Origin of the sequence: Marinimicrobium locisalis (assembly GCF_039822625.1) — a bacterium.
GTDB classification, from domain to species: Bacteria; Pseudomonadota; Gammaproteobacteria; order Pseudomonadales; family Cellvibrionaceae; genus Marinimicrobium; species Marinimicrobium locisalis.
The window spans coordinates 74,273-97,462 of record NZ_JBDLLG010000020.1; the positions used below are offsets into that span (position 1 = coordinate 74,273).

Sequence of the window (23,190 nt, forward strand, 5' to 3'; positions counted from 1 at the left end):
GCTGTCAGCGTCGGCGGTTGGCGGGCACGTTGACCTCGACGCCTTCGGCTTGGCGCTGCATAAACCCCTGAATCCGGCGAACCCAAAAGCTGCGCTCGTTTTCCGGGTCGTGGACGTCAGGGGCGCCGACCAACAAATGCTGGTAGCGATTCAGCCGCTCGCGGCGAGCGATATCCCGGTGCCGGCGTTGCTGCTTCTGTAAAAGGGCTGTGGGGCCGACAAACACGTCCAGCACCGGTAGCTCCGGGACCACGAAAACCTGGCTCAGCTGCTCGTTGCTTAGCGCCACGCCCTCATGCCGGTTGACGACAATTAGCGCCCGCACCGGTCCGCTCAGAGGGCTTTCGCCGGTAGAGGGGGGCTTGCCTTGAGCCCCCGCTTCCAGTTGCGGCTGCAAGGTCGCCAACACCTCCGGCGCCGATACGGGGTCCACGAGAACCACCAAATTGCCCTGGCCATTCTGCGCCAGCCACTGCAGGGCAGCCTCCACATGATTGGCAATGCGTTCCGGTCGGGGCGGCAGCGGCGTTTCCGGGGGCGCTTCTTCGATCTCAGTGTCCGCTTCGGCCGTCTCTTGCGCTTCCACATTTTCCTCGGCGTCTTCCTCGGCGCCGGGCTCCTCCGTCTTCTCCGGTTCGGGTGGTGGCTCGGGGGCTGGCCGCTCGGGAATGGGAGGCGGTTCCGGCGGCGGCAGGGTGACCGCAAAGGTGGCCCAGCCATGGCGGGGCAGGCTCTGGCGGAGGTTGGCCAGTGGCGGTGGCCAGTGCGGAGGGTTGTCGGCGCTGTGGAACATTAATAGAGCGCCTTTGGGCACGGCCATGGCCGGGCGATACAGCGCCAGGGCGCGACCTTCGGGTTCGGGGAGGGTCAACCACCGGGCCTCCTCCGGGAAGCGCTCGGCGAGCAGCTCCCGGTCCCGTTCCTGGCGGGAGGCGAAACGTGGTGGTTCGGCCGTTTCGGCGGGCGCCTCATTCGCGGCCTCCTTCTCATCGGCTGTGGCCGCCTCTTCGGTCAAGGGCGCGGGGGCACCGTTGTTTTGGGCGCCTGCCAGGGGAGGCGTAAGGCTCAATAGCAAGCATAGCCACCCCCGGGAGAGGGCCTGGACCGTAGGGGTACGTTGGGGCATCATCCGCTTCGCTGCCTATTCGTGGGTAACTTTGGTTACAATGGAGAAAACCCTATCAAAGGTCATCGGATACTTTATGCAGAACTTGAAGCGGGATTACAAGATCGCTCCGTCCATTCTTTCCGCCGACTTTGCCCGTCTGGGAGAGGAGGCCGAGGCGGTACTGGCCGCCGGTGGCGATATGATTCACTTCGACGTGATGGACAACCACTACGTGCCCAACCTGACATTCGGGCCCATGGTATGCAAAGCGTTGCGCCGCTACGGGGTTGAGGCGCCGATTGATGTTCATCTGATGGTGGAGCCGGTGGATGACCTGATCGAGCAGTTTGCCGACGCAGGAGCCAGCTTTATCACCTTCCACCCGGAGGCCTCCAAGCATGTGGATCGCTCCCTGCAACTGATCGAGAACGCCGGGTGTAAGGCGGGCCTGGTGCTGAACCCGGCGTCCAGTCTGGAGCTGGTGAAGTACTCCCTGGAGCGGTTGGATATGCTGCTGGTCATGTCTGTGAACCCGGGCTTTGGCGGACAGAAGTTTATTCCCGCCACATTGGATAAGCTGCGGGCGGCGCGGGAGATGATTGATGCCAGCGGCAAGGACATCCGCCTGGAGGTGGACGGCGGCATTAACCTGGAAACGCTGCACTCGGTAGCGGAGGCCGGAGCGGATACGTTTGTCGCCGGTTCGGCCATCTTCAACGCGGCGGATTACGGGGACGTGATCGGCTCCATGCGCGCTCAGCTTGCAGAAATGTGATGTGCGGCCCGCGCCGGGGCTGGCCCCGGCGGCCGGTTTTGAGTAAACTCGGGCTACGTTGAATTGAGGAGAAGCACGTTGATCTCGTCAGGCTTGTATCTGTACATCCCCGCCGCTGCGCCCGCCCGATGGCGTAGCTAGCTTAACTATTGGGTCCAGGCCTGCGCCGGGCCCGTCGTCTCGGCATCTATTTGGCGCCTGTCCGGGCCGCCGTATACGCAAATACCACTGACGGTTTGATTGAGCACGCTGCCGCGTGAGTGGTCGTGAAAGAAAAAGGTATAAGCATGACTCCCGAACAATTTTCCCGATTGGCGGAAGAGGGGTATAACCGCATTCCGGTAATGCACGAGGTCCTCGCGGACCTGGACACCCCTCTGTCGTCCTATTTGAAATTGGCCCGCGGGCCTTACTCCTACCTGTTTGAATCCGTACAGGGGGGCGAGAAGTGGGGCCGTTATTCCATGATCGGTCTGCCGGCGCGCCGGGTTTTGAAAGCCTTCGGTGACCGGGTCCAGCTCGAGTGCGACGGCGAGGTGCAAGAGTCGTTTCAGTGCGAGGACCCGCTGACCTTTGTGGAGGAATACAAACACCGCTTCCGCGCCCCGGATTTGCCCGGACTGCCGCGCTTTACCGGCGGCCTGGTGGGCTATTTCGGCTACGACTGTGTGCGCTACGTGGAGCCCCACCTGAAAGCCTCCATGCCGCCGGATGCGTTGGGTACGCCGGATATTCTGTTGATGGTCTCCGATGAAGTGCTGGTGTTCGATAACCTGGCTGGCAAGCTGATTCTCGTGGTGCACGCCAACCCGGAGCTTGAAAACGCTTACGAGAAAGCCCAGGCCCGGTTGCTGGAGCTCGAAGCGCAGTTGCGGGCTCCGGTGCCGCCGGTCCCCGAGGTGGGTTTGCCCAAAACCGAAGGGCCGGAGCAGACCTTTACCTCCCACATGGGCGAAGCGGGGTACAAAAACGCCGTGGAGCGGATCAAGGAATACACGCTGGCGGGGGACATCATGCAGGTGGTGCCTTCCCAGCGCTTATCGGTGGACTATAAAGCGGAGCCACTCAACCTGTATCGCGCCCTGCGTTGCCTGAACCCCTCCCCCTATATGTATTTTCTCGACCTGGGAGACCACCAGGTGGTGGGCTCGAGCCCCGAGATTCTGGCTCGCTTGGAAGACGGCGCGGTCACGGTTCGCCCCATTGCCGGCACCCGTCGACGCGGGCGCACGCCCGAAGAGGATCTGGCCATGGAGCAGGACCTGGTTAACGACCCCAAGGAAATCGCCGAGCACCTGATGCTGATCGACCTGGGCCGCAACGATGTGGGCCGCGTCTCGAAAACTGGCACGGTCAAGCTCACCGATAAAATGGTGGTGGAGCGCTACTCACACGTAATGCACATCACCTCCAACGTCACCGGCCAGCTATTGGATGGCCTTGAAGCGATGGACGTACTGCGGGCGGCCTTGCCCGCCGGCACCCTGTCCGGCGCCCCGAAAATTCGGGCCATGGAAATCATCGACGAGCTGGAAACCGAGAAGCGCGGCATATACGGCGGGGCCGTGGGCTACATCGGCTGGAGCGGCAATATGGACACCGCCATTGCCATTCGCACCGCCGTCATCAAGGGCGGCAAGCTCTATGTCCAGGCCGGCGGCGGTATTGTGGCCGACTCGGTGCCCGAGCTGGAGTGGAAAGAAACCATGAACAAAGCGCGCGCCATTTTCCGGGCGGTGGATATGGTTAACCGGGGTGAAACCGAGCAGGGTGGAGAACAATCATGATTTTGATGATCGACAACTATGACTCCTTCACCTACAACGTGGTGCAGTACCTCGCGGAGCTGGGCGCCGACATCAAGGTGGTGCGCAACGATGAGATTACCGTCGAAGAGGTGGGGCGGCTTAACCCCGAAAAAATTGTCATCTCCCCCGGCCCTTGCACACCCAATGAAGCCGGCGTATCACTGGAGGTGATTAAAACCTATGCGGGCAAGGTGCCGTTGCTGGGTATTTGCCTGGGGCACCAGGCCATCGGTCAGGCTTTTGGCGGCGAGGTGATTCGCGCCCCCAAGGTGATGCACGGCAAAACCTCGCCGGTGTACCACACCGACCGGGGGGTGTTTCGCCAGTTGAACAACCCGCTGCAAGCGACGCGCTACCATTCGCTGGTGATTGACCGGGCCACACTGCCCGACTGCCTGGAAGTGACCGCCTGGACCCAGAACGAGGATGGCTCCCCGGCGGAGATCATGGGCGTGCGCCACAAGACGCTCCCGGTGGAAGGGGTGCAGTTTCACCCCGAGTCCATTCTGACGGAGCAGGGGCACGAGCTGCTGAACAATTTTTTGCGCGAGTAACTTTTTGCGCAAGTAACTTTTTGCGCAAGTAAAAGGGGCGTGTCAAAATCGAAGCGCCGCAGTAAACGTTGAGAAGGGCCGTTGGTAGCATCCACAAAAAATGATAAACGACCGATAAGAGACGCCCTGTTCGTGGGGAGCGAGAGAACGCTGTAAAAACTCACGACAATAAACGGGAGAAGCACATGGATATCAAACAAGCCTTGACCCGCGTGGTCGAGCAGATCGACTTGAGCACCGAGGAAATGACTGCGGTGATGACAGAGATTATGACCGGCGGTGCCACGGATGCGCAGATTGGCGGCTTTCTTGTCGGCCTTCGTATGAAGGGTGAAACCCTTAACGAAATTACCGGGGCGGCGCTGGCCATGCGCGAGCTCGCCCAGTCCGTTGAGATCGACACCGATTACCTGGTGGACACCTGCGGTACCGGTGGCGACGGCGCCAACCTGTTTAACGTTTCCACCGCCTGTGCGTTTGTCGTGGCCGCCGCGGGCGGGCGTGTGGCCAAGCACGGTAACCGCTCCGTCTCCAGCGCCACTGGCAGCGCCGATGTGCTGGAAGAGGCGGGCATTAATCTCAATATAACCCCGGAAGAGGTGGCCCGCTGTGTGCGGGAAATCGGGGTGGGCTTTATGTTCGCCCCCGTGCACCACAGCGCCATGAAGCATGCCGTGGGCCCGCGTAAAGAGCTGGGGTTGCGCACTATTTTCAACATGCTCGGCCCGATCACCAACCCGGCCAACGTCAAGCGCCAGGTGATCGGCGTATTCAACGGCGAGTTGTGTCGGCCCATGGCCGAGGTGCTCCACCGCCTGGGCAGTGAACATGTAATGGTGGTCCACGCCAAAGATGGCTTGGATGAAATCAGCCTGGCGGCGGAAACTCAGGTGGCGGAACTGAAAGACGGCAAAGTGACCGAGTATGTGATTAAACCCGAGGACTTCGGCGTTCAAAGCAAGAGCCTGATCGGCCTGGGGGTGAGCAACGCGAGCGAGTCCCTGGCTTTGATTCAGGACGCCCTGGGCAATCGCCGTGGCCAGTACGCCGAAAAGGCCGCTGATATTATTACCCTGAACGCCGGCGCCGCCATATACGTCAGTGGTGTGGCCGAGAGCTTGGATGAGGGCGTGGAGTTGGCGCGCGATGCCATTGGCAGCAGCTTGGCCGGTGAGAAGATTCGTGAGCTGGCCTCCTTCACCCACTGCTTTAAGTAGACCAACCGAGACAAGAGGATACCCCGTGAGCGATACGCCAACGGTGCTAAGAAAAATCATCGCACGCAAGCAGGAAGAGGTGGCCGAGCGCAAGCAACAAAAGCCACTGGACGAGCTGCGCCAGACGCTGGTTCACGCCCCCGAGACCCGGGGCTTCGTTCAGGCCATTGCCGACCGGATAGAAGCAGGGCAGGCGGCTGTGATTGCGGAAATCAAGAAAGCCTCCCCGAGCAAGGGCGTCATCCGCGAACACTTTGAGCCCGCCGAGCTGGCGCGCAGTTACGAGCGCGGTGGAGCCACCTGTCTGTCCGTGCTGACGGATGTGGACTTCTTCCAGGGCGCGGATCGCTACCTGGAGGAGGCCCGCGAAGCGGTGGGCCTGCCGGTGATTCGCAAAGACTTCATCATCGATGAATATCAGGTCTACGAAGCCCGGGCCATGGGAGCGGATTGCATCCTGCTCATTGTCGCCGCGCTCGAGCCGACTCAGTTGCGGGCTCTGAATACCCTGGCGATGGAGCTGGGGCTGGATGTACTGGTGGAGGTGCATGATCTGCGGGAGCTGGAGCTGGCCCTTGAGCTGCCCAATAAGTTGATCGGTATCAACAACCGCAACCTGCATACCTTTGATGTGACCCTGAAAACCACCTATGACCTGCTGCCGGCCATCGACAGCGAGCGCATCGTGGTCACCGAGAGCGGTATCCTGTCCCCGGACGATGTCTGGGAGATGCGACGCCGCGACGTGCACAGCTTTTTGGTGGGGGAGGCCTTTATGCGGGAGGACAACCCGGGCGAGGCTTTGGCACGGTTTTTCCGGTAGGGGCTCTGGCCCCTACCATTTCCCGCCTAACGAGTACCGTAAACCACCATGGTCTTGCCGCGCACCTCCACCAACCCCTGATCTTCCAGGGTTTTCAATACCCGGCCCACCATTTCGCGGGAGCAGCCCACAATCCGGCCGATCTCCTGACGGGTAATTTTGATTTGCATCCCATCGGGGTGGGTGATGGCATCGGGCTCCTTGCACAAATCCAGCAGCGTCCGGGCCACACGGCCGGTGACGTCCAAAAAGGCCAGGTCCCCGACTTTCCGGGTGGTGGCGCGCAGGCGCCGGGCCATTTGGCTGCTTAGGGCGAAGACAAATTCCGGATTCTCGCTGGCGATCTCCTGGAATTTGCTGTAGCTGATTTCCGCCACTTCGCACTCGGATTTGGCGCGAACCCAGGCACTTCGGGAGTCTTCCTGGTCGAACAGACCCATTTCCCCGAAAAAGTCCCCATCGTTGAGGTAGGCCACGATCATTTCACGGCCTTCATCGTCTTCAATGAGAACCGTGACCGAGCCGCGCACGATGAAATAGAGGGAATCGCTCTTGTCCCCGGCGTAAATAATGGTGCTTTTAGCCGGGTAACGTCGGCGATGGCAATGGCTGAGAAACTCGTCCACATGGGTGATGTGGGGTGTCAAGGATACGGCGACCAAGGTGCAGCTCCTAGTTTTTTGTGCGTTATCAATGGGTTAATTGGCGGGCATTATGAACTGAAACAACAGCCCTGACCAGTTGGCACCGTTTGCATGCTAGCAACTTTGTGAACCAGTTATAAGCCTAGGGCGCCAACATGTCCAGAAGAAAGGGCAACTTTTGTGATCCACGTCGAATTTGGCGACGATGGTGGGTTTGTTAGTGGGTTGTGATACCCTTTTGCGCCAGTTCTAGACCGCTTTTTATCGAGGTGAATTGAATGAAAGGTCAGGTGAAATGGGTCGATGGGGCCCAGTTTTTGGGTGAATCCGGCAGCGGCCATACCGTTTTGATGGACGGGCCGCCCGATCACGGCGGTCGCAACACCGGGGTTCGCCCCATGGAAATGCTGTTGCTCGGCCTGGGAGGCTGCTCCAACTTCGATGTTATGAGCATTCTGCGCAAGTCCCGCCAGCAGGTAAGCGACTGTCGCGTGGAAATGGACGCTGAGCGCGCCGAAGGCGTGCCCTCGCCGTTTACCCGGATTCACCTGCACTTTGTGGTGACCGGTAAAAACCTGAAAGAAAACCAGGTCAAGCGAGCGGTGGAGCTCTCCGCCACCAAATACTGCTCCGCCTCCATCATGCTCGAAGCCGCTGGGGTGGAAATCACCCACGACTACGAGATTCACGAAGCCGAATAGCGAGACCCGAAAGGGGCTGCTACAGGCGGTAACTGGTGGCGGTCATCGCCTTGGCCACCAGTCCCATGGCCCGTTTGACCGGCGCCGGGAAGTTCATGCCCCCCGCAGCCAGGGCCGTCTGGGCGTGCTTGGCCTCGTCGGTCAGCATCTGTTGCACCACCGCCCGGCTGCGGAGGTCCGTTTCGGGCAACTGCTCCAGGTGGGTTTGCAGGTGGTTGCACACCCGTTCCTCGGTGGCGGCCACAAAGCCCAGGCTGACGCGGTCGCTGATGAGTCCGGCCCCGGCCCCTAGAGTGAAGGACAGGCCATACCACAGGGGGTTGAGGTAGCTAGTGTGACTGCCCAGCTCGTTCAGGCGCTGGCGACACCAGACCAGATGGTCTACCTCCTCCTCCGCGGCCAGCTCCATTTCAGCCCTCACCCTGGGTAGCTTCGCTGTCAGCGCCTGCCCCTGGTAGAGCGCCTGCGCACAGACCTCCCCGGAATGATTGACCCGCATCAGGCCCGCCGCATGGCGGCGTTCGCCCTGGTCCAGTTCGGTGGACGGTGTTCCCCTCGCCGGCGAGGGGCGGCGCTCCTCGCCAGGGGTATCGGTCAGCGTGCGCAGGACCCGGTCAACCCCGACAATGAGTTGGTCCAGCCCTGACAGAGTACGTTGGGTCATGGTGATTGGCCTCGGTTACCGAAGAAAAAAGGTCGCTATAGGAATTGTACCCAAGGTGGGCGGTGGGGGAAACGCCGCGAAGCGGCAAGTGTACTGGAGCGCTCAACCCGCCAGGGGTCACTCGAAGTGCCAGCCCCCATCGGGGATCTGCTTTTTCAACGCTTCGGCCAAGGGGACCGCCATCGAGCGGTGTTGCTCGTTCAGGTAGGGGTGACCCCTTAACACCATCAGGTGCCCCGCCGAATGCACGGCTTCCGGCAACTGCAGGGTGGCAATTTCCTGGCGGGTGGATACCGAGGTCCCCACAAACAGGTCCAACCGCCCGGCACTGAGCATTTTCAAGCCGTGTTTGGCACTGGTCACGGGGGTGAAGCGCAAGGCCGGGTAACGCTCCACGAGCGCCTGGACAGCCACGTGACCGCGTACATATCCGATGCGGTACCGGTGACCGGTAAGGCTTTCTATGCCGCTCACGGTTACCGCGGGGCTGCTGCTCCAGGCCTCCAGTGAGGTGCTCGCAATCTGAGTCTCTACCCGCACTAGCGGTGAGGCGGCGCTCTCGGCCCCAAAGGTATCGGTCCTGGCGCAGTCACCGTCGGTAATGCCGGTGCTCGCTTCCATTAGCGCCCGCTGGTTCGGCCGGTAGTGCATTTTAAAGTCGTACCCCATGGCATCGAACGCATCGACGTAAAGCTTTGTCAGGTGGTGGTGCAGGGGCAGGTTGGGGGGAATCCAGCAGGAAAATACAATGGTGGGCCTGGCCTCAACGGCGCTGGCCCAAACCAGCATGGCGGCGCCGAGCGCCAATGCTTGGCGCCATGGGCCCCCCGGTCGAGCGGGGCGGGCCCGCCGTTTTTGAATTATTGTGAGCAAGGTTTTCATGATTTAAAGATTTTGACGCCAAACCTTGCTGAAATGCAACTGTTTTTGGACGGTGCCGCTGCGGCCCGCGCCGATAGGGCTTATGCGGGGGGTGAGGTTTGGGCAAACGGTTCGTATTGGCCCAGGTTCTCGTAAAACTCCACCAGAGATGGGTGCTGACTGAATGAGAAACGGTCGCGAAACCGGGCCCAGCCGAGCACGCAGCCCAGGCGTAGCTCGAAATCGCTGTAGGGCGCTTTCTGGGCCAAAGAGCGCTGGGCCAGGGCGTCCAGGGCGGTGTCGATGCGCCGCCGCTGGCGCTCAAGGTAAGGGCTTTGCTCCGGGGTGACCCCATCCTTTTCCAGTGCAAACAGGTTGGCGGCGGAGTCCATTAGGGTATTGGTCAGGCAAAAATCATCGTAGTCCTGCAGGCTGGGAAAGAACGGCTGGTTGGCCTTTTCCCGAATGTAGCGGAGAATGGAGCAGGAGTCGGTGAGAAAGCGTTCGCCATCCTGCAGGAAAGGGAGCTTCTGAGTCGGAGAGCGCTCGGCACTGGTGCGGGTATCGCTCTCGACAAACTCGCACGATAGGTCAGTCTCCAGCAGGGCAATTCGACAGTGGCGAACGTAGGGCGAGGTGTAGCTGCCAAACAGTTGCATAGCATCGGCTCCTTGGGTCAACAATGTCGCCTTAACAGCCTGTGGTTGATAAGTGGCTGCGTCAGTGACTCTGGGGAATTTGGTCATGATAACGGAAAATGCCACTTCTTTGGTTAACGGAGCAGCGATATGAAAGCATCGGATTTTTTGAAAAAGTATGAGCGCGAGCAGGGAAAACTCGAGCAAGACGAGGAGGAGCACTCCCTGCAAGCCCATGCCAAGGAGCGGGCGAAGCACCCGGGGCACCTCAACGCGGGCACCCCCTACGACTGGGAGGACCTGGAAGCCTACCGCAAGGAGCTGGAACGGCTGGATAAAGAGGGCCCGGGGGGCTCCACCGGGGACCCGAAAAAAGGCTAAACGGGGCGCCCGCTCCCGCCTGCGGTTTGTTCAGCTTTGATTCACTTCGGCGGGCGTAGTCTGGCCCCAGGCTGAGACGAAACCGGGGGTGGCCGATGAAAGCGACAATGACGATGGCTCTGTTGGCGGCAATGGTGGCGCTGGCGGGGTGTGACGAGCGCCAGGTTCACGCCGATCACGGGTCGGACCACGAGCATCACGGCGATGATTTCGTGCCTTATCTTAAGGCCTACCATTTGATCGACAGTTATGGCGTGGACACCGCCGTGGACTACGAAACGGCCCTCACCCTGGACCCCTACCACGACGCGGGCATTTTTGAGATCGACTGGCAGGTCAATAGCCTGGAGGACTACCAGGTGAGCTTCCGAATGAACGACCGTCCGTCGCTCTCGGGCAGTATTCCCGTGTACACCGAAATCTGCGGGGCGGGCCTGCCCTGTGACCAGGACGCCATCCGGATCTGTCAGTACTATTCTGACTTAACCATGGCGTGCGGCCTGGATGAGTACATCACCGATATCAGCCCGCTGATTGAAGAGCTTCCACAGAAGGCTTACGCGGTGCTGGAGGTGTGTGATACCGATTCCAGCTACTGCGAGTATGACTATTACCCGGTGTGGCTGGAGTGAGGTATGCGACGGGGCCGACAGAAAGCGGCAACCAAAAAAGCCCCGACGCCAATGGCGCCGGGGCTTTTTCATGCCATGTGTTTAAAGGGCATTGCTCTGGGCTGGCCCGTTAGGGAGCGCTCGGCTCCTCACTGGTGTCGAGCACGGGCTTTTCATGCCGATTGCCGCCGGTGCTGCCTTTGCGTTTTGCCAGGGCGGCATCCAGTTTGCGGGCGGCATCGCCAATGGCGGCGTACATGTCCTGCGACTCGGCGTGAGCCGCCACTTTGGCGCCTTTGTATTGGGTGGTGACCTCCACGGCCTGAATGTGGCGTTCGACGGTTAATGCCATCGATAACTCGCCGATGTCCGGGTAATGGTTTTGAATCTTGTTGAAGCGCTGGTCGACGGCCTCGCGAATGCCGTCAGTGATATCCACGTGATGTCCGGACAGTTGTATATTCATAGTTACTCCCAATACCTCTTCCTGTTCGAAATGGACCGGCGGCTAGGGTGGCCGGCCTCGCGGGGCGGGGCAGGTGATCCGGAGCGGGAGAATCAGGCGCCGGAATTTTTGTCCCCACCTAGTGTAGAACATGCGTCCGGCGGGAAAGAAAGTCAAGATGGGTACCATAAAAAAACCCGCGCGGGTGCGCGGGTTCTTTAGAAAGTGGTAGCTAGGGGCGGACTTGAACCGCCGACCCCAGCATTATGAATGCTGTGCTCTAACCAGCTGAGCTACCTAGCCACTTGTTTAGGGCGCGTATTCTCCCTGTCTGCCCCTTTAAAGTCAAGCCTTTCTGACTGATTTGCCGCCGCTTCAAACATTGAAGCGAAAGTGCACCACATCGCCATCCTGTACCACGTAATCCTTACCTTCCAGGCGCCACTTGCCGGCGTCCTTGGCACCTTGTTCGCCCTTGTAGTGGATGTAGTCCTCATAACTCACCACTTCGGCGCGAATAAAACCCTTTTCGAAGTCGGTGTGAATCTTTCCGGCCGCTTGAGGCGCGGTGGCCTCCAGCGGAATGGTCCAGGCACGTACTTCCTTCACGCCGGCGGTAAAGTAGGTGTGCAGGCCCAGCAGCTCGTAACCGGCGCGAATCACCCGGTCCAGGCCGGCTTCTTCCATGCCCATCTCCTCCAGGAACTCGGCCTTCTCGTCCTCTTCCAGTTCGGCGATCTCCGCCTCCATCTTGTTGCAGATGGGCACCACGATGGCGTTCTCTTCCCGTGCGATGGCGTGCACCTTGTCCAGGTACGGGTTGTTTTCAAACCCCTCTTCGGACACGTTGGCGATGTACATGGTGGGTTTGACCGTCAGCAGGGTGAGCTCCCGCAGCTGACCCAGCTCGTCCTCTGACAGGCCGAAGGAGCGAAGGGGCTTGGCTTCGTCCAGATGAGGCTGAATTTTCTCCAGGAGCGCTTTCATGGCGATGGCGTGCTTGTCGCCCCCCTTGGCGGCCTTGGTGTAACGCTGAAGGGCCTTGTCCACGGTTTCCAGGTCGGCCAGGGCCAGTTCGGTGTTGATCACCTCAATATCGGCGGCGGGGTCCACGGCGTTGGCCACGTGGATGACGTTGTCATCCTCAAAGCAGCGCACCACATGGGCAATGGCATCGGTCTCCCGGATGTTGGCGAGGAACTTGTTGCCCAGCCCTTCACCTTTGGAGGCACCCGCCACCAGGCCGGCGATGTCCACAAACTCCATGGTGGTGGGGATGACCTTCTCCGGCTTGACGATGTCGGCCAGCTTCTCGAGGCGGGGGTCCGGCACCATCACCACCCCGGCATTGGGCTCAATGGTGCAAAAGGGGAAGTTCTCGGCGCCGATGCCCGCCTTGGTAAGCGCGTTGAATAGTGTGGACTTACCCACGTTGGGCAAGCCAACGATGCCGCAGTTAAAACCCATAGTGATATCCAGGCCAGAAAGTGAAAAAACAGGCGCGATTATACAGATCGCGCCGCTTGGAGAGTAGGGCGCTTTGGAGGCTCATACCTTTGTATGTAGCTGGTTCATCGCCTTGGCCCAATCGCCCCGGGCCGCCAGGGGTAAAACCTCTATTGCCCGGTCAATGGCGTCGTGCAACTGTTGTTGCTCACTGGTGGGGGCTTTTTTAAGAACATAGCCAACCACTTGTGACGCCGAGCCCGGGTGGCCAATGCCCAGGCGCAACCGGTTGAAATCCTTATTGTTGCCCAGCGCTTTAATGGTATCGCGCAGGCCGTTGTGGCCACCGTGGCCGCCGCTGTGCTTGAGCCGAGCGGTGCCAGGGGGCAGGTCCAGCTCATCGTGAGCCACCAGAATCGCTTCCACGGGGATTTTGAAGAATTGGGCCATGGCGCCGATGGATTGACCGCTGCGGTTCATAAACGTGGTCGGAATCAGCAGGCGCACGTCTTGCCCGTCCAGACGAATGCGCCCGGTCAGACCGTGGAATTTGTTTTCGGGGGTGAGGGTCACGCCCTGACGCCAAGCCAGTTCGGTGACAAAGTCGGCGCCAGCGTTGTGCCGGGTGCGATCGTATTCGGCGCCCGGGTTGCCCAGGCCGACGATCAGCTGCAGGGGTGTGTCCATGGGCTTTTACCTATTGGATAAATAAAGACCCCGGGGCGGGTCCCGTAGATAGAAAAACACCCCGAGGGCAGAACCCGTCGGGGTGTGTTTTCGAAGAACGAGGTTTACTTCTCTTCTTCGCCACCTTCTGCATCGCCCGACTCGCCTTCAGCTTCTCCTGAAGCCATGCCGCGCGGTTTGTTGATGGACACAACCGGCTGGTCGTGGTCTTCACCGTGGCTCAGTTCCACGGACTCAACGCCCTTGGGCAATTTCAGGTCGGAGATGTGCAGGCTGCTACCCAGTTCCAGGTCGGCCACGTCCACTTCAATGTACTCGGGCAGGTCCGCCGGCAGACAGGTCACTTCCAGCTGAACCATGTTGTGAACGATCTTACCACCCTGAACCTTGACGCCCTTGGCCGTTTCCTCGTTGAGGAAGTGCAGCGGAACGCTGGTGTGCAGCTTGGTGGTTTTGGAAACGCGCTGGAAGTCAGCGTGCTTGGTGAAGCCCCGCGCGGGATCGCGTTGCAGATCCTTCAGAATCACATTCTCGGCCTTGCCATCAATGTTCAGCTCGATAATGTGAGAGAAGAATGCTTCGCTCTCCAGCTGCTTGGTCAGTTCTTTCTGGCTCAGCATAATGGGAGCGGGCTTCTTTTTTCCGCCGTAAACGATGGCGGGTACTTTGCCCTCGAGACGACGCAGGCGGCGGCTCGCACCTTTCCCCAGGTCTTCTCGGGCTTCGGCGTTCAACTTAAACTCTTCAGACATGATTAGTCCTCGATGTTATCCACTAATGTCCGCGACCAGAACAATTAGCGGGGTTTCAAAAGCCGACCGGTTATGCCGGGCGGCGGTTAACCGAGCGCCGTGCTCCGCCTAGCGGAACATGGCACTCAGGGATTCTTCATTGCTCAGCCGGCGCATGGCCTCGGCCAACATGCGCGAGAGCGTCAGGGTGCGAATGCGCGAGCAATTTTTGCTGGCATCACTCAGCGGGATGGAGTCGGTAACGACCAGTTCATCCAGCTCGGAATTATTCAGGTTCTCAACGGCGTTGCCCGACAGTACCGGGTGGGTACAGTAGGCAATCACTTTCTTGGCACCGTGGGCCTTCAGTGCCTTGGCGGCGTTGCACAGAGTGCCGGCGGTGTCGACCATGTCATCCACCAGCAGACAGGTGCGACCATTGACCTCACCGATAATGTTCATGACCTCGGCCACATTGGGGTTGGGCCGGCGCTTGTCGATGATCGCCAGGTCCACACCCAACTGCTTGGCTACGGCGCGGGCGCGCACTACACCGCCAATATCGGGAGAGACCACGATCAGATCACTGAAGTTTTGCTTTTCGACGTCTTCCAGCAATACCGGCGAACCGTACACGTTATCCACGGGCACGTCGAAAAAGCCCTGAATCTGTTCGGCGTGAAGGTCGACGGTAAGCAGGCGGTCAATGCCCACGCCCACCATCATGTCGGCCACCACCTTGGCGGTAATGGGTACGCGGGCGGAGCGCACGCGGCGGTCCTGACGGGCGTAGCCGAAGTAGGGCACCACGGCGGTAATTCGGCCGGCGGAGGCCCGTCGCAAGGCGTCCACCATAATCATCAGTTCCATGATGTTACGGTTGGTGGGCGAGCAGGTGGGTTGAACCACGAATACGTCGCGCCCGCGAACGTTGGTATTCAGTTCCACGGCGATTTCACCGTCGGAAAATTGCGAGACGGCGACGTCTCCAAGATCCATGCCCAGGCATTCCACGATTTTGTGGGAGAGGTCCGGGTTGGCGTTGCCGGTGAATACCATTAACTCAGTCACGTTCGGTACCTTTTTGTTTGCCCTGCTTTGGTTGTCTTGATGTTCGGTCTCGACTGCGGCGCCTTTGTGCTACGGCTTTGCCGCTGTGTCGTGCTACCGCTGTGTTTATCGCTGCTTGCGTTATGGGTGTTGCGCAAACCGGGACCGAAGGGGCGGGGAGTTCGCGCCGACCGAAATTAGGGGCGCTAATGCCAATATCCGATCCGCGAGAAACTAACTCATGGGAGAGGCTCAACCCAAACGAACAGCGCCGCTGAGGCAGCGGCGCGTTGACGAAAATGGCTGGGGCGGTAGGATTCGAACCTACGCGTGACGGGATCAAAACCCGCTGCCTTACCGCTTGGCTACGCCCCAGTAGCAGTCGTGTCAGCGATTGTAAAAATCGCTATTTAATGTCCGTTCAATTGTCTTCAAACAATTGCTGGCGGGCTGGGGATTGGTTGATGCCCCTGGCCACAAAAGCGGACCATTGTTTGGGCGTCTGACTCAATCCTCGCTGTGCTTCGGCTTCGCTCTCAAAAATGGCGAAGACGCTGGCGCCAGTGCCGGACATTGTAGCGTTGCTGGCAAATTTTTCCAACCAAATCAGCGCTTTATCCACTTCGGGATAAAGTCTCCTGACCAGCGGTTGGCAGTCGTTTTTGCCGCCCCGCTCAAAGAAGGCCGCTACTGTAATGGGCGCTGTGCCTCTTGTCAAATCTTTGTGACAAAAAATCTCAGCGGTGGAGACCGGGGTGCTGGGGGTGAGCACCAGGAACCACCGCTCGGGCAGCTTCAGAGGACTCAGCCGCTCGCCAATGCCTTCGGCCCAGGCGCTGTGGCCGGCCACAAACACCGGGACATCCGCCCCCAATTGCAGCCCCAGTTGTTGCAGTTGCTCGTTTGAGCGGTCGCAGTGCCAGAGCCGGTTCAACGCCAGCAGCGTGGTGGCCGCGTTGCTGCTGCCGCCGCCCAGGCCGCCGCCCATTGGCAGGTGCTTGCTCAGCTCGATGTGCATGCCGGTCCCGGTTTGAGCGAAAGGCTTGAGCAGCTGCGCCGCACGCCAAATCAGGTTCTCTTCCGGCGGGAGGGAGGGGATGTCTGGAGTCAGGAGCAGCTTCTCATCCGCTCGGGGGCTAAAGGTGAGTCGGTCGCCGTAGTCCAACAACTGAAACGCCGTTTGCAGTTCATGGTAGCCATCCGGGCGTCGCCCCAGTATATGTAGGCACAGGTTCAGTTTGGCCGGGGCCGGCAAGGTGAGCGGTTTGTTCATGTGTTGGGGAGTGCCCAGTCGTAGACGATCAGGGTCAGTCGGGTGTCGTCCCGTTCGGCCACGATGCGCCCCGGCAGAGGGAGGGTTTTGACTCCCTGTCGGGTATGTTGGCGCACGCGCTGATACTCCTCATAGCTCAAGTGCCACCCGCGTTGGCGCAGTTGGCTAATCAGCCCGGCTTCCGTTCGGGCGAGGATGTCGTGTTCACTGTTGGGGGCGGGTATGCCTCGAACCCAGTAGGTCAGCTCTTCCACGGGTAGGTGCCAACCGGTGGCCTGCCAGAGCAGGCTTTCGGCATCGGCGGCCTCCATGGGCGGTTCGCCACCCTGGCGCAGGCGTACACCGCTTGCCGTCGTGTCGATTATGATTCGTCCCTGGCCAAAGGGACCGCTCAGGTCGATGCGGTAGTCGCCGTGCTGCTGCTTCCAGCGCACCCGCGCGCTGCCACTGTCATTGGGCACGCGCGCGCCCAGTTTGCCGCTCAGGGTCCAGCTGTGAAGCTCACTCGCGGCGGCGCGGTGCGCCTCCCAGTTTTCGATCGGCGGGATGGTGGGTTGTTGGGCGCAGCCTGCCGCAAGCAACAAAACGGTTGTACCGAGGAGGAGTTTCCAGTGCCTCATTCGTTCACCTTCAAACGCTTTTTGGTCGCGGGAATCAGTTTGCTGTCGGGGTCATTCTCCAGGCCTTCCCGCCACACCTCGCGCGCGCGCTCCCGCTCGCCCAGTACCCACAGTACCTCGCCCAGGTGGGCGGCAATTTCCTGGTCCGGGTAGGCGGCCATGGCATCTTCCAGGTACGGCAAGGCTTCTTCCGGTTGGCCCATTTTGTAAAGCACCCACCCCATGCTGTCGAGAATGGCGGGCTCTTCGGGCTCCAGCGCCAGGGCCTGTTCGATGAGGCCCAGCGCCTCCTCGTAACGGTCGGTTTGGTCCGCCAGGGTGTAGCCCAGGGCGTTGAGGGCATTGGCGTTCTGGGGGTCGTATTTGAGCAGTTCGCGTAAGTCCCGCTCCATCGCCTCGATTCGCCCCTGCTCGGCGTAGAGCATGCCGCGGGTGTAGCGCAGGTCGCTGTGGGTGGGGTGGGAGTCGAGCGCAATACCCAGGATGTGTTCGGCGGCCTGGTCGTGCCCGTGCTGGAGCAGGGTGCGTGCCTGGAGTAGGTACAGGTCTGCGGCCCGGTCCGGGAAGCGGTTGCGCAGCCGGTTCATGTGGTCGTTGGCGGCTTCAAGCTCGCCGCGTTGGAGAAAAATATCCAGAATGTTCAGGGTCGCCTGCAGAAAATCGCTGCCCGGCTCCACCTGAAGGTAGTAAAGCAGGGCGTCTTCTTCGCGGCCTTCGTTCTCGGCGATCTGGCCCAGGTAATAGTTAGCGGTGGAGATGTGTTCCCCGCTGTCCAATAGGGCCTCGAAGCTCTGCTGCGCGGTGTCGGTATCGCCTCGCTCCAGCGCCACTATGCCTAGAGACAGGCGCAGGTCCGGGTCGTCCGGCTCCTGCTGTACCAGCACTTCAAACTGCTCCTGCGCCCGCTCCAGGTCGTGCTGGGTGAGCAGGCGGGCGTATTGGAGCCTTAGGCGCGTGCTGTCTGGGTTTTCCTCCAGTGCTGAGACAATGGCTCGCAGGGCTTCGTCGCTGCGGTCCATTTCGTTGAGCACGGTGGCCTTCAAAATCGTGGCGGCGGCGTCGTCCGGGTGGTGGCCCAGGGCGCGCTCGGCATAGCCCAGGGCCGGTTCCAAGTCGCCGTGCTGTTGCAGCAGCAGACCGGTACCCACCAGCAGTTCCTTATGTTCGGGGTAGCGCTCGAGCAGGGTCTTATAGCCCTCGATTAGCTGCTCCCGCTGGGTATCGGTCGAGTCGGCGGCACTGGCGGCGATGTTCTGAAACAAGGTGTGCTCGCCCTTTTCCTGCAGGCGACGGGAGAGCTCGAAAGCCTCTTGCAGGCGGCCGGTGCGAACCAGTGCGAGCGCGGCGTTGAGCTGGGCCTCGGTGTCCTCGGGGGCGACTTCCACCCACAGCAGGGCGGCATCCAGAACGGCGTTCTCGGCGGAGAGGAAGCGGGCGATGTGGGTCGCGCGGGCGGCTACCTGTGGGTCCCGGGTTTCGTGGGCCTGCTGGATGTAGTTGGATAGGGCAATATCAAACTGCTGCCGGCTGCCGGCGATTTCCGCCGCCAGCAGGGCATAGAGGGTTTCACGGCTGAAGGGCCGGGTATGCGGTACCTCCGCCGAGTCCCTCGCTGTGGGAGTGCGGCCTTCAGAGGCGCTCTGGTCCGGGGAGTCCGATGTGGCCGGGTCTTGCTGGGGTTCGGAACCCTGTTGGGCACAGCCGATCAACAGAGCGCAAGCGCTCAGGGCAGTCGCAAACGGTACGCTAAGCTTCATAGAGTCTCATCGAGTCGTTGGGTACAACGGGCATCATAAACACAGCGAGCGGGGTTCGCCAGTCGCACTGGCTTCGACGGGCGAACGGGGTCATAATTCCCTTGTATTATCGCGGCTCGTACCAGGGGTGAAACGGCCTTTCCACTTCCGCCCCTTGCGCCCGACCGCCCGGGGCCGGACAATGGCGTCCCTTTTGCTGGCAAACCTGCTCCTACTCTATGACCCTGTTGGCCTTCGGCATCAATCACAATACGGCTCCACTGGCTATCCGCGAGCGTGTCGCCTTTGCGCCCGACAGCCTGGAAGCCGCGTTGGCCGAGGCTCAAGAACGGGCCGGGCTCAAAGAAATCGCCATACTGTCAACCTGCAACCGCACGGAAATCTACGCCGCCAGTGAGGCACAAGTAGACGCCTTGCTCGCCTGGTTGCTGGAGCATACGAAAATGGATGCCGAAGCGCTCAACCGCTGTTACTACTGTTTTCAGAACGATGAGGCGGTGGGGCATATGATGAAGGTGGCCAGCGGGCTGGACTCCCTTGTACTGGGGGAGCCCCAGATTCTGGGGCAAGTGAAATCCGCCTACGCGGTGGCAAGCCAGGCCGGCACGGTGGGTGCCGAGCTGCACGCGGCCTTTCAACAGGTGTTCGGCGTGGCCAAGCGGGTTCGCTCGGAAACCGCCATTGGGGAGAACCCGGTGTCGGTGGCCTATGCGGCGGTTAGCCTGGCGCAGCAGATTTTCTCGGACTTAAAAGAAGATACGGCGCTGCTGATAGGCGCCGGGGAAACCATCCAACTGGTGGCGCGGCACTTGAAGGAGCAGGGCACCAAGAAGCTGATTGTGGCCAACCGAACCTTGGACCGAGCTCAGGTGCTGTCTTCGGAGCTGGGGGCGGAGGCGATTTTGCTGGCGGATATTCCAGAGTACCTGCATAGGGCCGACATTGTGATTTCTTCCACCGCCAGCCAGTTGCCTCTGCTGGGCAAGGGTGCGGTGGAATCGGCGCTGAAAAAGCGCAAACACAAACCCATGTTCATGCTCGACATTGCCGTGCCCCGGGATATCGAAGAAGAAGTGGGCACTCTGGACGATGTGTACCTGTTTACGGTGGATGACCTGCACACGGTAATCGACCGGAACAAAAAGTCCCGGGAAGCCGCCGCGGATAAAGCCCGAGACATTATTGCCGAAGGCGTTGCTCACTATTTAAAGGCGCAACGGGTTCAGGATGCCTCGGTGACTATTCGAGCCTACCGCCAGCAGGTGGAGGCTCAGGCCGCGGCGGAGCTGGAGAAGGTCCAGAAGGCCCTGGAGGCCGGCGGCGACCCGCGCGAGCTGATGGCACAGTTGTCTCGCTCGCTCACGAATAAACTGTTGCACCCCCCCAGCGTTGCCTTGCGCCAGGCCAGCGCCGAGGGCCGTACCGAACTGGTGGCCTCGGCGCGGGAGCTGTTCGGGCTGGGGGAGAGTGACAACGACACTGACGGGAAAAGCGAACGCGAATGAAAGCATCCATTGAAGAAAAACTGGCCCGCCTGACAGAGCGGTACGAAGAAGTCGGCCAACTGTTGTCGGACCCGGAAATCATTACCAACCAGAATCGGTTTCGGGACTTGTCCAAAGAGTACGCGGAGCTGGAACCGGTGGTGCAGAGCTATGGCCGCTATGACCAGATGAAATCCGATCGGGCCGAAGCCGAGGCCCTGCTGGATGACCCGGAAATGCGCGATATGGCCCGGGAAGAACTGGAAGCCTGCGACGAGCAGCTCGGGCCTTTGGAAGAAGAACTGCAGCGACTGTTGTTGCCCAAAGACCCGAATGACGGCAAGAACGTGTTTCTTGAAATCCGCGCCGGTACCGGTGGGGATGAAGCCGCGATTTTTGCCGGCGACCTGTTCCGTATGTACAGCAAATACGCCGAGCAGAATAAATGGCGGGTTGAGGTGTTGAGCCAGAGCGAAGGCGAACACGGCGGTTACAAGGAGATCATCAGCCGGGTGGTGGGCGACAGCGTCTACGCTCAGTTGAAGTTCGAGTCCGGCGCTCACCGGGTTCAGCGCGTGCCGGAAACCGAATCCCAGGGGCGCATTCACACTTCCGCTTGTACCGTGGCGATTATGCCCGAAGCGGATGAAGTGGAAGAGGTGGATATCAACAAAAACGATCTGCGCATCGATACCTTTCGCGCCTCCGGCGCCGGTGGGCAGCACGTGAACAAGACCGACTCCGCCATTCGCGTGACGCACCTGCCCACGGGCATTGTGGTGGAGTGTCAGGATGAGCGTTCGCAGCACAAAAACCGCGCCCGGGCACTGTCACTGTTGGCGGCGAAGCTCAAAAGCGCCAGCGAAGAAGCCGCGGCAAAACACCTGTCGGACGAGCGTCGCAACTTGGTGGGCTCCGGAGACCGGTCCGAACGCATTCGCACTTACAACTTCCCCCAGGGGCGGGTGACCGACCACCGCATTAACCTTACGCTCTACAAGCTGGACGAGGTAATGCAGGGCAACCTGAACGAAGTGGTTCAACCGCTCATTCATGAATACCAGGCGGACCAACTCGCCGCCCTGTCCGCCTAATGCAACGGGTGGATCAGTTGCTGCGGCGCGCCCGGGAGCTTGCGCCGGTCAGCGACAGCCCGCGTTTGGACGTTGAACTGTTGCTGGCCTGGACGCTGGGTAAAGATCGCACCTGGTTGTACACCTGGCCCGAGGCCGAGCTTAACGCCGAACAGGCGGTCGAGTTTGAGCGGGCCTTTTCCCGTCGCCTCAAGGGCGTACCGTTGGCGCACATCCTCGGCCAACGCGAGTTTTGGTCGCTCCCTCTGCAAGTGAATAACACTACCCTGATTCCGCGCCCCGACACTGAGCGCTTGGTGGAACTGGCGCTGTCGCTGACCGACGGGCAACCCGAAGGCAAGGCGCTGGACCTGGGAACCGGGACCGGTGCCATCGCCCTGGCGTTTGCCAGCGAACGGCCGGGCTGGAAGGTGGCGGCGGTGGATGCCTCCCCCGAGGCGGTGCAACTGGCCGAGCGGAATCGAATTCAGCTTGGCTTTGCCGGAGTCACCTGTACCCAGAGCGATTGGTTTGAGGGTGTAAATACCGCCGAGCCCTTTGATGTGATCTTGAGCAACCCGCCCTATATTGCGGATAATGATCCCCACTTGAATCAAGGCGATGTTCGCTTCGAGCCGCGCTCGGCCCTGGTGGCGGAGAACGAGGGGTTGGAGGATATTCAACGGATCGCGCAGGCCGCGCCCGAGCATCTGGCGGCTGAAGGCTGGCTGCTGCTTGAGCACGGCTGGACCCAGGGGGAAACCGTGCGCGCCATACTGACGGCGCGCGGCTTCCGAAACATCCGTACCGAGCAAGACCTGGGCGGCAATGATCGAGTGACCCTGGGCCAGGCGCCCGCAACGGGAGACCGATACGATGGATGATCAACAATTACTGCGATACAGCCGCCATATCATGCTGCCGGAGCTCGACCTGGAGGGGCAGGAAGCCCTGCTAAACGCCAAGGTACTGGTAGTGGGCGCGGGCGGTTTGGGCTCACCGGTGGCCATGTACCTGGCCGCCTCCGGTGTGGGTTCGCTGTGGCTGGCGGACCACGACGAGGTGGACCTATCCAACCTGCAGCGACAGATCGCCCACACCACCGACCGTGTCGGCCAGCCCAAGGTGGAGTCCGCCGCGCAGGCGCTGCGCGCTCTGAACCCCGGGGCCCACATCGTGCCCATACACGAGAAACTCGAAGGCGACCGGCTGCAGCAGTTGGTGGACCAGGTGGACTTGGTGGTGGATGCCACCGACAATTTTGGAGTGCGCTATGCCATTAACGCCGCCTGCGTTCGAGCCCAAACCCCGCTGGTTTCCGGCGCGGCCATTCGCCTGGAGGGGCAGGTCACCGTCTTTGATGCCCGCCAGGAAAGCAGCCCCTGTTACCGCTGCCTGTACGATGTACTCGAAGACGAACAACTGAACTGCGCCACCAGCGGCGTACTCGCGCCCCTGGTGGGGGTGATCGGCAGCATGCAGGCACTGGAAGCGATCAAGGTTTTGGCTGGCGTGGGGACAAACCTGGCCGGCCGGCTGTTATTGTTCGACGCCAACCGCAGCGAGTGGCGCGAGCTGAAATTACCGCGAGACCCGGATTGCCCTGTGTGTGGTAACCGGCCTGAGTAACGGCGGATGCGCCTGCGGCTCCGATGCGTCGGACCGATCCGCCCTACAGGTAGCGCGGTGGTTGCGTAGGGCGCAGCGAGGTAACCGCACCGCCATATACGCCTTCCGTAGGGCGAATAAGCCGCAGGCGCATCCGCCGTATACAATCTCCGTGCCTTCCGTAGGGTGCATCCGCCGTAACTCGACTCTCACCAAGCCACCGTAGTTGCG

General features: G+C 60.7%; 25 protein-coding genes and 2 tRNA genes. 12 read left to right on the forward strand and 15 right to left on the reverse strand.

Annotated features, from left to right (window positions below):
• Positions 1-4: 4 nt before the first annotated feature.
• The gene (locus tag AAE514_RS13470) at positions 5-1,129 is read right to left on the reverse strand and encodes a DUF3530 family protein (protein ID WP_347332072.1); all 1,125 of its coding nucleotides are present in this window, start codon (positions 1,127-1,129) and stop codon (positions 5-7) included.
• A gap of 73 nt (positions 1,130-1,202) precedes the next feature.
• Here AAE514_RS13470 and rpe point away from each other — a divergent pair, with 73 nt between their 5' ends.
• From rpe to trpC, 5 genes are all read left to right on the forward strand, one after another.
• A complete protein-coding gene (gene rpe / locus AAE514_RS13475) occupies positions 1,203-1,883 on the forward strand; it encodes a ribulose-phosphate 3-epimerase (RefSeq protein ID WP_347332073.1) in 681 nt (226 codons plus the stop codon).
• Positions 1,884-2,170: 287 nt separating this feature from the next.
• Complete coding sequence (gene trpE / locus AAE514_RS13480; protein WP_347332074.1) at positions 2,171-3,670, forward strand: anthranilate synthase component I; 1,500 nt, start codon at positions 2,171-2,173, stop codon at positions 3,668-3,670.
• Complete coding sequence (locus tag AAE514_RS13485; protein ID WP_347332075.1) at positions 3,667-4,245, forward strand: anthranilate synthase component II; 579 nt, start codon at positions 3,667-3,669, stop codon at positions 4,243-4,245. Before trpE ends, AAE514_RS13485 begins: the two co-directional genes overlap by 4 nt.
• Positions 4,246-4,430: 185 nt before the next feature.
• Entirely contained in the window at positions 4,431-5,462 is a 1,032-nt protein-coding gene (gene trpD, locus AAE514_RS13490) for an anthranilate phosphoribosyltransferase (RefSeq protein WP_347332076.1), read from the forward strand.
• Positions 5,463-5,487: 25 nt separating this feature from the next.
• A complete protein-coding gene (trpC, locus tag AAE514_RS13495; protein ID WP_347332077.1) occupies positions 5,488-6,285 on the forward strand; it encodes an indole-3-glycerol phosphate synthase TrpC in 798 nt (265 codons plus the stop codon).
• 26 nt (positions 6,286-6,311) lie between these two features.
• Here the strand turns inward: trpC and crp are convergent, their stop codons facing one another.
• Complete coding sequence (gene crp / locus AAE514_RS13500; RefSeq protein ID WP_347332078.1) at positions 6,312-6,947, reverse strand: cAMP-activated global transcriptional regulator CRP; 636 nt, start codon at positions 6,945-6,947, stop codon at positions 6,312-6,314.
• Positions 6,948-7,207: 260 nt separating this feature from the next.
• Here crp and AAE514_RS13505 point away from each other — a divergent pair, with 260 nt between their 5' ends.
• On the forward strand, positions 7,208-7,630 hold the full coding sequence (locus tag AAE514_RS13505) for an OsmC family protein (RefSeq protein ID WP_347332079.1): 423 nt from the start codon (positions 7,208-7,210) through the stop codon (positions 7,628-7,630).
• A 19-nt stretch (positions 7,631-7,649) separates the two neighbouring features.
• On the opposite strand, the gene coq7 is transcribed toward AAE514_RS13505, so the two are convergent.
• From coq7 to AAE514_RS13520, 3 genes are all read right to left on the reverse strand, one after another.
• A complete protein-coding gene (gene coq7, locus AAE514_RS13510; RefSeq protein ID WP_347332080.1) occupies positions 7,650-8,294 on the reverse strand; it encodes a 2-polyprenyl-3-methyl-6-methoxy-1,4-benzoquinone monooxygenase in 645 nt (214 codons plus the stop codon).
• A 117-nt stretch (positions 8,295-8,411) separates the two neighbouring features.
• Entirely contained in the window at positions 8,412-9,083 is a 672-nt protein-coding gene (locus AAE514_RS13515) for a type 2 periplasmic-binding domain-containing protein (RefSeq protein ID WP_347332081.1), read from the reverse strand.
• Between the two features lie 173 nt (positions 9,084-9,256).
• Positions 9,257-9,814: a glutathione S-transferase family protein gene (locus AAE514_RS13520; RefSeq protein ID WP_347332082.1), complete on the reverse strand. Its 558-nt coding sequence runs from the start codon at positions 9,812-9,814 to the stop codon at positions 9,257-9,259.
• 129 nt (positions 9,815-9,943) lie between these two features.
• Between AAE514_RS13520 and AAE514_RS13525 the strand changes: the two genes are divergently transcribed.
• Together AAE514_RS13525 and AAE514_RS13530 are read left to right on the forward strand one after the other, a co-directional pair.
• Positions 9,944-10,174: a peptidase S14 gene (locus AAE514_RS13525; protein ID WP_347332083.1), complete on the forward strand. Its 231-nt coding sequence runs from the start codon at positions 9,944-9,946 to the stop codon at positions 10,172-10,174.
• Between the two features lie 95 nt (positions 10,175-10,269).
• On the forward strand, positions 10,270-10,806 hold the full coding sequence (locus AAE514_RS13530; protein ID WP_347332084.1) for a hypothetical protein: 537 nt from the start codon (positions 10,270-10,272) through the stop codon (positions 10,804-10,806).
• A gap of 109 nt (positions 10,807-10,915) precedes the next feature.
• On the opposite strand, the gene hpf is transcribed toward AAE514_RS13530, so the two are convergent.
• The 10 genes from hpf to AAE514_RS13580 form a co-directional block, all read right to left on the reverse strand.
• Entirely contained in the window at positions 10,916-11,251 is a 336-nt protein-coding gene (gene hpf, locus AAE514_RS13535) for a ribosome hibernation-promoting factor, HPF/YfiA family (RefSeq protein ID WP_347332085.1), read from the reverse strand.
• Between the two features lie 205 nt (positions 11,252-11,456).
• A tRNA-Met gene (locus AAE514_RS13540) sits at positions 11,457-11,533 on the reverse strand.
• A 72-nt stretch (positions 11,534-11,605) separates the two neighbouring features.
• Complete coding sequence (gene ychF, locus AAE514_RS13545; protein WP_347332086.1) at positions 11,606-12,697, reverse strand: redox-regulated ATPase YchF; 1,092 nt, start codon at positions 12,695-12,697, stop codon at positions 11,606-11,608.
• 81 nt (positions 12,698-12,778) lie between these two features.
• Complete coding sequence (gene pth / locus AAE514_RS13550; protein ID WP_347332087.1) at positions 12,779-13,363, reverse strand: aminoacyl-tRNA hydrolase; 585 nt, start codon at positions 13,361-13,363, stop codon at positions 12,779-12,781.
• A gap of 104 nt (positions 13,364-13,467) precedes the next feature.
• Positions 13,468-14,115, reverse strand: coding sequence for a 50S ribosomal protein L25/general stress protein Ctc (locus AAE514_RS13555; RefSeq protein WP_347332088.1), 648 nt, complete (start codon positions 14,113-14,115; stop codon positions 13,468-13,470).
• Positions 14,116-14,223: 108 nt separating this feature from the next.
• Entirely contained in the window at positions 14,224-15,153 is a 930-nt protein-coding gene (locus AAE514_RS13560; RefSeq protein WP_347332106.1) for a ribose-phosphate pyrophosphokinase, read from the reverse strand.
• A gap of 291 nt (positions 15,154-15,444) precedes the next feature.
• A tRNA-Gln gene (locus tag AAE514_RS13565) sits at positions 15,445-15,519 on the reverse strand.
• A gap of 46 nt (positions 15,520-15,565) precedes the next feature.
• On the reverse strand, positions 15,566-16,417 hold the full coding sequence (ispE, locus tag AAE514_RS13570) for a 4-(cytidine 5'-diphospho)-2-C-methyl-D-erythritol kinase (protein WP_347332089.1): 852 nt from the start codon (positions 16,415-16,417) through the stop codon (positions 15,566-15,568).
• Entirely contained in the window at positions 16,414-17,037 is a 624-nt protein-coding gene (gene lolB, locus AAE514_RS13575) for a lipoprotein insertase outer membrane protein LolB (RefSeq protein WP_347332090.1), read from the reverse strand. The genes ispE and lolB overlap by 4 nt, the downstream gene beginning before the upstream one ends.
• Entirely contained in the window at positions 17,034-18,794 is a 1,761-nt protein-coding gene (locus tag AAE514_RS13580; RefSeq protein ID WP_347332091.1) for a tetratricopeptide repeat protein, read from the reverse strand. Before AAE514_RS13580 ends, lolB begins: the two co-directional genes overlap by 4 nt.
• A gap of 218 nt (positions 18,795-19,012) precedes the next feature.
• On the opposite strand from AAE514_RS13580, the gene hemA reads away from it, so the two are divergent.
• The 4 genes from hemA to AAE514_RS13600 are packed head-to-tail and all read left to right on the forward strand — an operon-like array spanning position 19,013 to position 22,980.
• Positions 19,013-20,299, forward strand: coding sequence for a glutamyl-tRNA reductase (hemA, locus tag AAE514_RS13585; protein WP_347332092.1), 1,287 nt, complete (start codon positions 19,013-19,015; stop codon positions 20,297-20,299).
• Positions 20,296-21,372, forward strand: coding sequence for a peptide chain release factor 1 (prfA, locus tag AAE514_RS13590; RefSeq protein ID WP_347332093.1), 1,077 nt, complete (start codon positions 20,296-20,298; stop codon positions 21,370-21,372). Before hemA ends, prfA begins: the two co-directional genes overlap by 4 nt.
• Complete coding sequence (gene prmC, locus AAE514_RS13595; RefSeq protein ID WP_347332094.1) at positions 21,372-22,235, forward strand: peptide chain release factor N(5)-glutamine methyltransferase; 864 nt, start codon at positions 21,372-21,374, stop codon at positions 22,233-22,235. Before prfA ends, prmC begins: the two co-directional genes overlap by 1 nt.
• Positions 22,228-22,980: a HesA/MoeB/ThiF family protein gene (locus AAE514_RS13600; protein ID WP_347332095.1), complete on the forward strand. Its 753-nt coding sequence runs from the start codon at positions 22,228-22,230 to the stop codon at positions 22,978-22,980. The genes prmC and AAE514_RS13600 overlap by 8 nt, the downstream gene beginning before the upstream one ends.
• Positions 22,981-23,190 lie beyond the last annotated feature (210 nt).